Origin of the sequence: Segatella hominis, assembly GCF_019249725.2 — a bacterium.
In the GTDB taxonomy this organism is placed as follows: domain Bacteria; phylum Bacteroidota; class Bacteroidia; order Bacteroidales; family Bacteroidaceae; genus Prevotella.
In genome coordinates this window covers 3,025,491-3,039,601 of the sequence record NZ_CP137559.1, presented here as the reverse complement: position 1 = coordinate 3,039,601, position 14,111 = coordinate 3,025,491, and the positions used below count along the sequence as shown (strand labels likewise).

General features: G+C 45.4%; 10 protein-coding genes. 4 read left to right on the top strand and 6 right to left on the bottom strand.

What is annotated here, in order from left to right:
* The first annotated feature begins 51 nt into the window (after positions 1–51).
* On the top strand, positions 52–1,023 hold the full coding sequence (locus KUA50_RS12285; protein WP_022111301.1) for a bile acid:sodium symporter family protein: 972 nt from the start codon (positions 52–54) through the stop codon (positions 1,021–1,023).
* 471 nt (positions 1,024–1,494) lie between these two features.
* On the opposite strand, the gene KUA50_RS12280 is transcribed toward KUA50_RS12285, so the two are convergent.
* From KUA50_RS12280 to KUA50_RS12265, 4 genes are all read right to left on the bottom strand, one after another.
* Entirely contained in the window at positions 1,495–3,078 is a 1,584-nt protein-coding gene (locus KUA50_RS12280; RefSeq protein ID WP_218455782.1) for a S41 family peptidase, read from the bottom strand.
* 206 nt (positions 3,079–3,284) lie between these two features.
* A complete protein-coding gene (locus tag KUA50_RS12275; RefSeq protein WP_411197430.1) occupies positions 3,285–5,174 on the bottom strand; it encodes a DNA topoisomerase IV subunit B in 1,890 nt (629 codons plus the stop codon).
* A 159-nt stretch (positions 5,175–5,333) separates the two neighbouring features.
* On the bottom strand, positions 5,334–6,485 hold the full coding sequence (locus tag KUA50_RS12270) for an N-acetyltransferase (protein ID WP_218455780.1): 1,152 nt from the start codon (positions 6,483–6,485) through the stop codon (positions 5,334–5,336).
* 736 nt (positions 6,486–7,221) lie between these two features.
* The gene (locus tag KUA50_RS12265) at positions 7,222–8,511 is read right to left on the bottom strand and encodes an acetylxylan esterase (protein WP_256624110.1); all 1,290 of its coding nucleotides are present in this window, start codon (positions 8,509–8,511) and stop codon (positions 7,222–7,224) included.
* A 604-nt stretch (positions 8,512–9,115) separates the two neighbouring features.
* Between KUA50_RS12265 and KUA50_RS12255 the strand changes: the two genes are divergently transcribed.
* From KUA50_RS12255 to KUA50_RS12245, 3 genes are all read left to right on the top strand, one after another.
* Positions 9,116–10,657, top strand: a complete 1,542-nt coding sequence (locus tag KUA50_RS12255; protein ID WP_218455778.1) for a carboxylesterase/lipase family protein — start codon at positions 9,116–9,118, stop codon at positions 10,655–10,657.
* Between the two features lie 128 nt (positions 10,658–10,785).
* Complete coding sequence (locus tag KUA50_RS12250; RefSeq protein WP_218455777.1) at positions 10,786–11,220, top strand: hypothetical protein; 435 nt, start codon at positions 10,786–10,788, stop codon at positions 11,218–11,220.
* 7 nt (positions 11,221–11,227) lie between these two features.
* Complete coding sequence (locus tag KUA50_RS12245; protein WP_256624070.1) at positions 11,228–11,362, top strand: HAD hydrolase family protein; 135 nt, start codon at positions 11,228–11,230, stop codon at positions 11,360–11,362.
* Between the two features lie 162 nt (positions 11,363–11,524).
* On the opposite strand, the gene KUA50_RS12240 is transcribed toward KUA50_RS12245, so the two are convergent.
* Both KUA50_RS12240 and KUA50_RS12235 read right to left on the bottom strand, forming a co-directional pair.
* A complete protein-coding gene (locus tag KUA50_RS12240; RefSeq protein WP_318346036.1) occupies positions 11,525–13,054 on the bottom strand; it encodes a class I SAM-dependent methyltransferase in 1,530 nt (509 codons plus the stop codon).
* A gap of 290 nt (positions 13,055–13,344) precedes the next feature.
* Positions 13,345–14,103 (bottom strand): succinate dehydrogenase/fumarate reductase iron-sulfur subunit, encoded by a 759-nt coding sequence (locus KUA50_RS12235; protein WP_118117872.1) that lies wholly within the window; start codon positions 14,101–14,103, stop codon positions 13,345–13,347.
* Positions 14,104–14,111 lie beyond the last annotated feature (8 nt).

Sequence of the window (14,111 nt, the reverse complement as noted above, 5' to 3'; positions counted from 1 at the left end):
TGAGAGATCATAAACGAGAGAGAAATATAGGATTTTAAAAGAAATAGAATTATGCTTAAGTTATTTCAAGGACTCAGCCGCTGGCTGGCCAATTATACATCTATTTTTGTAATAGGTGTAGCTGTGTTTACATTCTTCTTCCCACATACCTTCGACTGGGTGCGCGGAACAACCCAAACCGTAATTCTCGGCATTATTATGCTTACGATGGGTCTCACCCTGACCACCAATGATTTCAAGATTCTGGCTCAGCGTCCGCTCGATGTTTTCATCGGTGCCTGTGCCCAGTTTATCATCATGCCTGGTGTGGCCTACACGCTGGTTCATGTATGGCATCTTGACCCTGCGCTGGCGCTCGGCATTCTGCTGGTAGGTTGTTGTCCGGGCGGCGTATCGAGCAACATCATGAGTTATCTCTGTCATGGCGACGTGGCCTTCTCCGTAGGAATGACCTGCGCCTCTACCATTCTGGCTCCAGTAATGACTCCGCTGCTGATGAAGATTACGGCTGGCGAGATTATCCATGTAGATGCAGTGGGAATGTTCATCAACATCCTCATCGTCACGATTATTCCTGTAGCCATCGGCTGCGCCCTCAATTACGTATATGGCAAGAAAGAATACTTCCCTACCATCCAGAGCCTCATGCCGGGTATCAGTGTAACCTGTCTGGCCATTATCGTAGGCGGTGTGATTTCTACGGTTCACGATGATCTCGTAGCCCGTGGCTTGATGCTTTTCCTCTGGACTTTTGCGGTGGTTTTCTGCCACAATACCTTGGGTTATCTTCTGGGTTGGCTGGCAGGCAAATGTGCCGGATTCAATACAGCCAAGAAGCGCACCATCAGTATTGAGGTGGGAATGCAGAACGCTGGTCTTGCCACGGTGCTTGCCGGCAATTTCTTTGCCGCCCAGCCTTTGGCCGTATTGCCTTGCGCCATCAGTTGTGCCTGGCACAGTATTTCCGGCACGATTCTCGCAGGAATCTATCTGAAATGGGATCACATGCATGGGAAGGACTAATTCCTTTCCCACTCCATTCTCATAGAGATTCATTATCCTCTGCTGGAGCTTTCTTCCAGAGATTCCTTACTGGAGGCTTCCATAAAGATTAATTCATCCTTTACTGGAGGCTTCTCCTGAATCTTTACTGGAGTTTTCCATAAAGATCAGATCATTCTTTGCTGGAGGCTTCTTCAGAGATTAAATCATTCCAGAAAACTAAATAAAACAAAAAAGAAAAATATGCTCTCAGAGCTTCTGAATTTAGGGACTCTTTCTCTGCTTTCCTAAATAATATGTCAGCATGTTCAAACTGTCCTTTATTCAAAAGTTCGTCCACTTTTGACAATTGAGACATTTCCTGCTGATGACAAGAAGTCATAAGCAAGAAATATAAAAACACTCTTTATAACGCTCATAATACTTCTTTCTTGAGTTTAAACAAGAACAGCTCATGTGAAACTAAAACAATTTCACATGAGCTGATTTGATTTATTTTCCGGTTTGCAGCAGTTGAACTGCACGCAGAACAATCTCGTTCGTCTCATTCCATACCTGGAAATATTGACTCATATCCCAAATATCGCGCGCTACAAGGGCTTTCAACTGAATAGCTAAGTATTTCTTCGTCTGAGCCAATTCAGCATCGTCCTTCGCCTCTATTTTTTCTTTCTTGCCATCCTCGATGATCTCATCCACAAGCGACTGAGGAACCTGATAGGTCTTCATGAACTTACTAAAGTCCTTGAACTGGGCTTTCAACTCCTTGCGATGAGCATCGATGAACTTCAGACTGTGATTGATGACAATGCTCTTAGCCGACAACTGACGATGCAATTTGGTGTATTTGGTCGTGTCGAGCGGCACGAAATAATCAGGCATAATGCCACCGCCGCCATAAACCACACGGTGCTTGCGCAGGGTGTAATACTTCAGAGAGTCGGACAGGTGAATGCTGTCCTGATTGGTAAACTCACCATGCTTGTATCGCTTGTCAAGATCCATCGCATAATCCTCGCGGTCGCCCTTCTTATAAGGCTTCTGGATGCATCTGCCGCTTGGCGTATAGTAATGGGCAATGGTGAGACGGATTTCACTGCCATCTTCGAAGGTAAGCGGACGCTGCACCAGTCCCTTGCCAAAGGTTCGGCGACCCACCACTACACCTCGGTCCTGATCCTGTATAGCACCGGAAACGATTTCTGCCGCAGAAGCCGTAAACTCATTAGTGAGGACAACAATCTTGCCCTTGCGCCAGCGACCATTGGCCTCAGCACGGAACTCCTGACGGGGAGCCCTACGACCATTGGTATAGACAATCAGATCACCCTTCTCCAGGAACTCATTAGCTATCTTTGCCGCAGTCTGCAGATAACCTCCACCATTATCCTCCAGGTCGAAGATAAGGTCTTTCATGCCCTTCTTCTTCAGGGAATCCATCGCCTCGGAAACCTCCTTGTGACTCGTCATTCCGAAACTTCCCAGACGAATATAACCGATGCCCGGACGAATCATATAGGCTGCATCCATCGTGGTAACAGGAATCTTATCACGTTTCACCTTGAAGGTAAGCTTATCCTTGATGCTGCGACGCACAATGGTAAGGTTTACAATCGTACCCTTAGGACCACGGAGCCGTTTCATGATTTCCTCCTTACTCATCTTGACGCCCGCAATGGCAGTATCATTTACCGCTACAATACGGTCGCCGGCGATAATGCCCACCTTCTCGGAAGGACCATTGGTAACCGGCTGGATGACCAGGAGCGTATCATCTACCATATTAAACTGCACGCCGATGCCATCAAAAGAGCCATTCAGAGACTCGTGCATCGACTGGGTTTCCTTGGCAGTGGTATAGGAAGAATGAGGGTCCAGCTTTTCGAGCATTCCCCGGATGGCGTCCTCTACCAGTTTATTCTCATCCACACTATCCACATAGAGATTGGCAATGGCAATTTCAGCCCTTCCCAACTTCTCTATCGGGCTGTTCTTGCCCATTTTTACGCGCAACTGGGCACTGACAGAAGTTACTGCCAAGAATGCCGCTAATGCAATAAATAGATATTTCTTCATTTCTAAATCTTAAGCTTTATGAAAGAGAGAAATCCTTCAAGAGTCAACAGTCAACAGTTAACAGTTCTATTTTCTATGGTTTCCCCATGTTTCAATGGTTTCCCCATGTTTCAATGGTTCCCATGTTTTCAAAGGTTCCCCGTTTCAATGTTTCCCCACGAAAGCACTTGAATTCTTCACTCTTCGTTCTTCACTCTTCACTTAACTCAATCCATCGGTTCAGAATCTTCCTCAGGAATATCCTCCTCAATCACCAGATTGTCGATGATGAAGTTCTGGCGCTCCATGGTATTCTTTCCCATATAGTATTCCAGAAGCTTCTGCACCTGGTCGTTCTTATGCAGCGTAACCTGCTCCAAACGCATATCAGGACCTATGAAATGAGCAAACTCCTCTGGAGAAATCTCGCCGAGACCCTTGAATCGGGTGATTTCCGGGTCTGGTCCGAGTTCACGGATAGCCTGCTGGCGCTCTTCGTCACTATAACAATAGTGGGTAATGAAATCGCCCTTCTTCTCCTTGGGTCCCAACTTGGCATCGGCATCAGCCACAGCCTGCTTGTTCTTGATCTTGGTACGCTTGTTGCGCACACGGAACAATGGGGTCTGCAATACATAAACATGGCCCTTCTTGATGAGGTCTGGGAAAAACTGTAGGAAAAACGTGATGATGAGCAGGCGGATGTGCATTCCATCGACATCGGCATCCGTGGCCACAATCACCTTGTTGTAGCGCAATGAATCCAAACCATCCTCTATATCAAGCGCAGCCTGCAGGAGGTTGAATTCCTCATTCTCATACACCACCTTCTTGGTCAGTCCGAAGCAATTCAGCGGCTTACCACGCAGAGAGAAAACCGCCTGGGTATTTACATCGCGACTCTTGGTGATGCTTCCGCTCGCAGAATCTCCCTCAGTAATGAAGATAGAACTCTCCTCCTTACGGTCGTTCTTCGCATCGCTGAAGTGGATGCGGCAGTCACGGAGTTTACGGTTGTGAAGGTTGGCCTTCTTGGCGCGCTCACGTGCCAACTTGGTCACACCAGCCATCGCCTTGCGCTCACGCTCGCTCTCCTTGATCTTGTTTTCCAGGATTTCAGCCACATCCTTATGGATATGAAGATAGTTGTCCACTTCCTTCTTCAGGAAATCGCCCACATATTTATTGATGGTTTCCCCACCATTCGGAGTCATCGTCGTACTTCCGAGCTTGATTTTCGTCTGACTTTCAAAGACAGGTTCCTCTACATTGATGGCAATAGCCGCCACCAGTCCGTTGCGGATGTCGCCATACTCATACTTGCCGTAGAACTCCTTGATGGTCTTGGCAATATGCTCCTTGAAAGCACTCTGATGAGTACCTCCCTGGGTAGTATGCTGACCATTGACGAAGGAATAGTATTCCTCGCCATACTGATTGGTATGGGTAAAGGCTATCTCAATATCCTCACCCTTCATGTGGACAATATCATAGAGACCCTCATTGGTCATATTGTCGCTCAAAAGGTCCTGCAGGCCATGACGGCTGAGGATACGGCGACCATTGTGCATGATGGTGAGACCTGTATTCAGATAAGTATAGTTGCGGAGCATTGTCTCCACGATGTCATCATGGAAACTGTAGTTCTTGAAGAGCGTATTGTCTGGTTCAAAAAAGATGAAAGTACCATTCTCATCCTCCGTCTTGGAAGTATTGTCTTTCAGGAGATTACCACGTTCGAAAATAAGATGGCGCACCTTGCCGTCGCGGAATGACTTCACCTCGAAATGGGAACTGAGGGCATTGACCGCTTTCACACCGACACCGTTCAGACCGACACTCTTCTTGAACGCCTTGCTATCGTACTTACCACCGGTATTCAGCACGCTGACAGCCTCAACGAGCTTGCCCTGCGGAATACCACGGCCATAGTCGCGGACGCTGACACGCAGATTGTCCTCTATATCGATTTCCAGACGTGCTCCAGCCCCCATCTTAAACTCATCAATGGAGTTATCGACCACCTCCTTCAAGAGCACATAAATACCATCCTCAGGCAAGTTACCATCGCCCAGACGACCGATGTACATACCCGGACGGGTACGCACATGCTCCATATCGCTCAAGTGGCGGATATTGTCATCTGTATATTCTACAGGTTGCTCCTGAGGGGTATTTGCCAGTTCTTCAGCAGCACCCTTTTCATTCAAGTTTTTATCTTCAGGCATAAATTCCTCCTTGTAATTCTGATTTTATTTTATACGAACAGTTGCTATTTACTTGATTTTCTTAATATAGCAGTTGCGGCGCTTGTGAAGGATTGGGTCTAAGACGCCCCATTGTCCCTGCACAGCAGCATTGTCTTCCATTTCCACCTGTGTTTCTCCCCACTCGATTCCATACTTCTGATAGATAGGAATCAGGTCGGCAAAAAGCAGCGCATTGGCACCCTTGGCACGGTATTCCGGCTGGATACCGATGAGCAGGAGGTCAACGATCTTGGTCTTATGGAACTTGATGGCACGCAGCAGATGCCACCAACCGAAAGGAAACAGTCTGCCCCTATGGCATTTCTGCAAGGCTTTGGTAAGAGAAGGCATCGTTATACCGATTCCTATCATCTTATGATCCTCTGTAGTCCAATCCTCGATGGCAGTCACAAAGTTCAGATCGAGCAAAGCTAAATACATCTTGATGTACTGGTCTATCTGCTTCTGCGAGAGTTCAGAATAGCCATAGAGATGCTTGTAAGTATCATTGATGAGGTCGAAAATCTTCTGTCCGTATCCGCCCTGATAAATATCCTTTCGGGTAATCTTACGGGCATGGAGATTGTATCTTTTCTCTATCATCGCCGCTATCTTGGAATATTTCTCCGGGATGGTATCTGGCACTATCAGCTTATACTCTACGTACTTATTATCTACGGTAAAACCCTCCAAAGCCTCTACGTGCTCCGGATAATATGAATAATTGTAGATGGTAGGCATGGTGCCGAGCTGGTCAAAGCCCCAGGTAAGCATACCTTCTGGATCCATATCCGTAAAACCAAGCGGACCTACAATATCTTCCATTCCCTTCTCCTTGCCATATTTCTCTACAGCATCGAAGAGAGCCTTGGAAACCTCACGGTCGTCGATGAAATCAATCCACCCGAAGCGCACGGACTTACGGTCCCAACGCTTATTGGCCTTATGGTTGATAATAGCAGCGACACGTCCCACTACCTTGCCCTCTTTATAAGCAAGGAAATACTCTGCCTCGCAAAACTCGAAAGCGGCATTGCGATCTTTGCTAAGTGTGTTCATGTCGTCGCTGAAAAGATTGGGCGCATCATACGGATTGCCCTCGTATAGGTCGTAATGGAAGTCGATGAACGTCTTCAAGTCCTTCTTACTCTCGACCCTCTTAATTTCTATTAATGACATGATAATTCAAACTAGTTTGTTATTTTAAACATGCAAAAATAGCAATATTTCGCCAAACGACCAAATATTGCTATCTTTATTTTCAGTTTTTTAGATATTTAGCACATTGAAAGACAAAGGTGTACCTCCCAATTTTGTGTGAGAAGCTCCAAGATACACCTTTACAGTCATATAGATTTTTTTGCTTTCTTACTAGAAGAATACCACTCTTTTCGTAATCTTTTTCATATTTTGTTAAATTGAAAATTTTATATTATGCAATATTAAAATGCAAATAACTATAAGTGTTATTATTACAAATGGGAGGGCAAAAAGTAAAGCGGGGATAAAATCCCATGCCACGATGTACCAATATGAGTACATTGGAGCCATAATGGAAATGCCTCCAAAACAAAAGCATGTATATGTGTTTACAGGCTCTTTTTCCGGATGAATCCTTTGCCCACAATGAGTACAGCTTACATAATAAGATGTACCATGCCAAAAGTATTTGCTTACAATACTAAATGGTATTTGGCCTCCACATGTAGGACATTTCGCTTGACAAATCTTTCTGTGCCAATTCTTAAAATCCATATTCTTCATTTTTTTAGTTTTTGATTCTGGGTGCAAAATTATTGCTTTTTTTCAATAGAAATGTTAGGCAATTGTTAGATTTTCATTAATATAGCTAAAAATGTGGTATTTTAAGATAAATTGCTGCTAGTTGCAATATCTTCCAAGAACATCAAAAAGGTTACTTCACCAGATGCTTCTTAATCCACTCCATCTGGTTGCGATTGGTATCGGTGGTTGTCCAATGCTCGTTGATAGGAGTAAGCAGCGATTCCTTCTCGCATTTCAGGGTATTCCACACGGCGTAGCTGGTGGTTGGCGGACAGGTATTATCATTATATCCCCATGTAAGATAAGTAGGCGCCTTTACCTTGCGGGCAAAGTTCACCACATCATAATAAGCCAGGGTGTTGAGACAATCCTTGTTCTTCAATATCTCATGATATTTATTAAAGTGAGGATATCCGCCCGTTCTTCCCTTCTCTGCATAACCAGCCATATCGCTGAGCGCCGGATGATTGGCCACACACTGGGTTACTCTGCTATCCAAGCCTGCTGCGATTATCGCCAAGGCGCCGCCCTGGCTTCCGCCCTGCACAGCCACATTCTTTCCATCCCATTCTGGGAGCGAGGTAAGGAAGTCGATGCAGCGCACCAATCCCTGATACACATGGCGCATGTAGTAGCGGTTCTTATCTTCCAAGCCATTGGCAAGATATCCCCCGTTTGCATCGTTGAATCCCTTACTTATCTCCAGGAAGGTTTCGGCAGGAAGACGTGGGTCGAGGCCATGGATTTCTATCTCGAAGCGAATGAATCCGTTCTCTGCATAATACTTGTTGCGCAGAGGTTCCTTGATGGTCTTAATGCCGGCTCCCGGAGGGGTGAGCACCACGGGATGGTTGCCCTGGCTGGCATTCTTGGGATAGAAAAGATAGCCATACATCACATGTCCCATCTTATCTATCTGAAGTTTTACGAGATAGCAATCTATCTTATCGGTACAGTATTCCTTGGCGAGTTCCTTGGTGTAGCTCAAGGGAACGTTCTTCAGTTCATCCTTCGCCTCCTGCCAGAAACTGTCGAAATCCTTAGGTTCCTGGGTATAAGGCTGAATCTTATCCACCGAGAATCCTACTTTCACATGATGCTGATAGGTTTTGCCATCGAGCTTATAAAACAAGCGCAAATCTCGGAAACCTGGAGTCTTTCGGGTTCCGATGTTCACGATGGCGCGCCCATTCTTCAGTCTGAAGCTTCCCTGCTTATCAGCCTTGAGCAGGTCATCGCCTATTTCATACTTCACCTCGCCATCACGGGGAATTCCATACTTATAGAAACTTACTTCCACCTTAGCCTGCTCGCCAGTCTTATAGAGCCAGTCAGCATGATCGGGCACGGTAAGCCAAAGATAATCACTCTTGTACGGATAGTTCTCTGCCTTCACACTTAACACACTCGTCATGTTCATCGCCAGGATAAACAGAAGCGATAGATAGATTGTCCTTAATCTGTTCATAATTTTATAGTTTGTTTTTAAAATATAATATTCAACTATCATATATGAGCGCAAAAGTACAACATTCCATTGAGATAACAAAACGATTTCAAGGATATTTTTGTTCAAGATACCCTCAATAGGCATCTTGAACAAACAAATATCCTTCCCGATAGTTTTAAGCACTGGCGGAAAACTAACATTCTCCAAGGAATCACAATAAGAAAAAACTCAATCATCTATTCTCTCCAACACTGGCGAGAAGTGCGAAGTGTCGGATGAAGCGAGAGATGGTTCATCAAATGAGTAGTGAAATTCTGAGGGTGGAGTCGATTACAGAAGACTATATGGAGTCAAATTGCTCCATGACCCGAAAATACTCCTCCAAAAGGAGTAAGTTTCTCAGATTTAATTTGTATCTTTGCCATGTCATATCAGAGTTTTGCTTGTTTTCTTTTCGCAACACTAAGATAAGTAAAAATTCTGACATAGCAAAATCCTGAGCAACTTTCTGTTGCTCAGGTGCTTAAAAAGTTTAATTGATAATAGTGTTGCGGAATTAATGGAATAACCAGAAATGAGATTGAAAAGACATCTACTGACAGCCGCCCTGACACTCTTTTGCCTATCGACAGCTAACGCCCAACTGCTAAGAACAACAGTGGAGCAAGGAGAAATTGAAGGTGTGGAACATGAAGGATTCGCCCTATACAAGGGAATCCCATACGCTGAAGCACCAGTGGGCAACCTCAGATGGAAAGCCCCAGTGAGCAAGAAGCCTTGGAAGGGAGTATTCAAAGCAGATAAATGGGGAGACCGTCCACCACAGCCCATCGACCCTAACCAAAATGGTGGAGAGCTGGGCATGAGCGAGGACTGCCTATACCTCAGTGTGGAAACGCCAGCCAAGAGTAAGAATGACAAACTCCCTGTATTTGTGATGATTCATGGAGGAGCCTTTCTTACTGGCTCCTACAGTGGAACTCAGGAAAGCTTTGTCAAGGAAGGCATCATCTATTGCAGCATAGAATACCGCTTGGGAGCCTTGGGATTCATGGCACATCCTGAGCTGAGTAAGGAATCAGGCAAGAACATATCTGGTAACTATGGCATCCTTGACCAGGTGATGGCCTTAAAATGGATTCACGACAATATCGCTGCCTTCGGTGGAGACCCAGACAAGATTACCATTGCAGGAGAATCTGCCGGTGGTATCTCGGTAAGTATACTATGCGCCTCTCCCCTTGCCAAGGGACTCTTCCGAGGAGCCATCAGCGAAAGTGGTAGCTCCTTCTGGCCTGTGGGTGAAAGCAGAAATGGTAACACTGCCATGCTCACATCCAAAGCGGCAGAAGCAGGTGGAATTCTCCTTCAAAAGAGACTCAAGGCTAAGAACTTGAAGCAGCTAAGAAAAGTTCCGGCTATGGACATCGTGAAGAATACCGCCCTTGAGTCCTTCTGGCCGAACGTTGACGGCTACTCCATCACCGATGACCAGTATAAGCTCTATGAAAAGGGAAACTACAATGATGTAAATGTCATTATAGGAACCAACAGCGACGAAGGAAGTATGTTTAGCCGCCCTGTCAGTGTAAGTGACTATGAGAAAAGAATCCATGAGATATATGGAAGCTGGGCAGACCAGGTTCTCAGCCTCTATCCTGCCAAGACAGAGGAAGAAACCTACTTCGCCCAATCCGACATTTTCCGTGATGGCTCCTTTGCATGGGGAACGTATGCCTGGGCTAACCTGCAGAGCAAGACCGGCAAAGGCAAGGTGTATATGTATTACTTTGACCAAGACTCAGAGAACACCATCGTGAAAAGCCGCAAGGGAGGAGCCAGCCATGTAGCAGAGATGCCATTCATCTATGGCTATAAGTTTGGCTCTGGAAAGATGACCGAGACGGAGCAGCACATGGAACAAATCATGTCACGCTACTGGATCAACTTTACCAAGACCGGCAATCCAAATGGGGATAGCCTTCCTTTCTGGACTACCTACCAGGAAGGTAAACCAACGGTGATGATTATGAAAGAAGGACTGCATTTGGGTCCTGTTCAAAATCAAAAGCAAATGGACTTCTTCGAGAAGTTCTTCAAGGAAAAAAGAAAATAATACGTCAAGTTCCAAGTGGCATTTCTCCCACTTGGAACTTTTTCATTAAAGAGATATCCCACCTTTTAGGCAGCAACCTTGACCTACTATGTGGAGTCAAATTGCTCCATGCCCCGAAAAGGTAACATATGGTAGAAGAAACCAAAAGCCGTTTGTTGTTTTCCAGTTTGTCGGTTAAGGAAGTGGCTTTCTCGCTTCATTTCTCGGAGCCGAACCACATGATGCGTTTCTTCAAGTCGCAGACAGGACATTATGAGGTACAACAACAATCCGGCAGCAGACCATATCTTCAAGGACATGCTGAATGTTCAGGATCTCAGGGAAAGCTCATCACTGCAAACGATTCTCGGACAACGCATATTGCAACTTACACCTGTGGTAACGCCAATGGAAGAACAGGCTATTTTGCCTTTTTAAATAATGTAGTATCAAGCCGATGGTATCCTGAGTTTATTGATATTACAGCAAAAGGAGTAGATAAGGCAAAGGGCATGAAAGATATGATTACATGGTACGGCATTCCCCCTTTCCCAGACGGTTGCTTTCGGAGATGGAGGCAATGACCTTCCTATGATAAGGGAAGCCGGAATCGGCGTAGTAATGGGGAACGCATCTCAAACAGTAAAGGATGCGGCAGACCATGTTACAAATACTGTCGATGATGACGGAATATATCAAGCATTGAAATATCTAAAAGTGATTTAGAATGATGAAAGGGATTGGGATTAATATTTTGTAATCAACAAATCAAGAATGGCTGATAATGAAAAAGATTATCAGCCATTCTTGATTGTACGCTCGGCATGAGCTTTGTCTAACGGGTAAAAGTCCTAAGCAAGCCCTAATAGCGGGAATTGCTCGGGACTTTCACCCGTTAGAACAAGCTTTCTCCGTTATTACCAGCACATGGCTTTCGTTGCTCAGTGTGGTGGCAAAAATATAAGTTTCACCACCATCTTTCAGCTTCAGGCGCTTGCGCAATTCTGCCACGGAAAGAGGGAAGTTGCGGGTGGCGATGTTCGCCTTGGCGATGCCTGAGAGATAACGCTTCAACTCCTTCTTATTAAAGGAAGAGATGGCGATGATGCGAAAACTCCTACCAGGGAAATCCTCGATAGGCTCCATGCTCACGAAGAGATGGCTGTTCTTGGAAAGCATTCTGGCTCCATATCGCTCAGATAAAACGCTGAAACAGCCGGCTTTCATCAGCGAGGCATTCGGCTCATAAAGATACTGCATCTCTTCAAGAACTGGCGGAGCTATTATGACAGAAGAAGACTCCATATCCAACTCGTCGCAGACGAAGGATTGTGCATCATTGACGCAATAAATGCGGAGATTCCCGGCATGTTTTACTTCTCCATCTGCCGATGAAGCCTCCACATCGCCCATATTTCGCGCTGACAGCACTAAAAGAAGCTCCTTGCACTCATTGTTAACGGAGATAATATGAACCTCTCTTACGTGGCTTAATTCGCTTATGGCACGGTGCCAGTCGAGCATCGGAGAGAGTTTGATGATGACGTAATCTGCCTTCGAAAGCATTTCTTCCTGCAAAAGGGTTACATCGGGCGTGCAATCTTTCAAGGATACTACCTTGTTGCCTGCATCGTCTCTACGGGCTGGATCGATGAAGATCAGCTTAAGACCAAGGCTGGTCTTAAGTAATGACCGAGACTGCTCTTCAGTTATGCCTAAAGATTCTGATGCTGCATCATCCTTCTTTAAAGCAAAAGAATGCAGCACCTCTATTCCGTCTCCATTCTTCACGATGGCGTTCTTCAAGCCCAACCGCCCAAAGTTTTCCTTCGCAGCCTCACAAAGATGAGCCTGTCGCTCCACATACATCGACTTTACGCCCAACCGGGAAGCAATATATGAGAAATCCACTCCGAAACCACCAGTCAAGTCAACAAACTCAATTTCTTCAGAAAAATCTTCCTCATTCGGTTCTCCTTCGCTCTTATTAACATATTTATCGCATTCTGTTAATATCTGTTGCTTTTTGCAAGTATCTTCATTTTTGGCGAATTCTGAATCAACTGCCCCTTCACTCGCAAATTCGCAAATTTTGGAAAAATGAGAATTAGAGGCTTTTTCGCACTCTTTTTCGTTTTCAGAAGAAGAAACAGACAAACCGAGCAATCTTGCCGCCAATTCTGCCTTATAAAGAGCTGTCTGCTCTGACGAACATTGCTCCATCGAGATATGAGGAGGATAGATAATGCCCTCAATACTTGCCCAACGTGGCAACTTGACATGCGCCATCTTTCGCCCACGAATCTGGTCGAGCGCGAAAGGCATATTTACTTCCGGATACTTGCTTCCAAGGAAAGCCAACTGGCGGACATCTTCATCCTGATGCTGGCGAATAAAATCTTGAGTGGCTTGATTCATTATTTCTGTTGAATGATTCGTCATTTCGTTACTTATTCTTTGCTTTGAAGCGCAAAAATACGATATTCTGATGACTCTACAAAATTTTTGGGAAAATATCTGTCTGTTTTTATCCTTTTAAAAGGCATATTCCAAACCTATCAAAAACAAAGGTGAGTAAAAGGCAAAACAACCTTTTACTCACCTAAACATTTGGTTCTCAACCAATTATCCTTTCAAAACAAAGAATAAAAGTATAGAGAAGACTTCCTGCATCCGAAAAAGATGCAGAGAAATCCTTGATTACGATATTAGTCAGCCAACTTTGCCTTCAAGAACTCACGGTTCAAGCGGGCGATGTTAGCGATAGACTCGTTCTTTGGACAAACAGCCTCGCAAGCACGAGTGTTTGTACAGTTACCGAATCCGAGCTCATCCATGCGTGCAATCATCTTCTTAGCACGGGCAGCAGCCTCTACACGACCCTGTGGGAGAAGTGCCAGCTGGCTGACCTTTGAGCTGACGAAGAGCATAGCAGAACCATTCTTACATGCAGCAACACAAGCACCGCAACCGATACATGTAGCGCAATCCATTGCCTCGTCTGCATTCTCCTTAGGAATCAGGATAGCATTAGCATCCTGAGCCTGACCTGTACGAATGCTGGTGTAACCACCTGCCTGGATGATCTTGTCGAATGCTGAACGGTCAACCATACAGTCCTTGATGATAGGGAAACCTGCAGAACGCCAAGGCTCAACGGTGATTACGTCACCATCGTTGAAACGACGCATGTAGAGCTGACATGTTGTAGCACCACGCTCTGTCTTACCATGTGGTGTACCATTAATATAAAGAGAGCACATACCGCAGATACCCTCGCGGCAGTCGTGGTCGAAGACGAAAGGCTCCTGACCTGACTCGATGAGCTCCTCGTTCAAGATGTCGAGCATCTCAAGGAATGAGGTGTCATCTGGGATGTTCTTCATCTCATGTGTATCGAAGTGACCCTGTGCATTAGGACCGTCCTGCTTCCAATACTTAACTGTGAAACTTATATTTCTTGCCATTGTCTTGT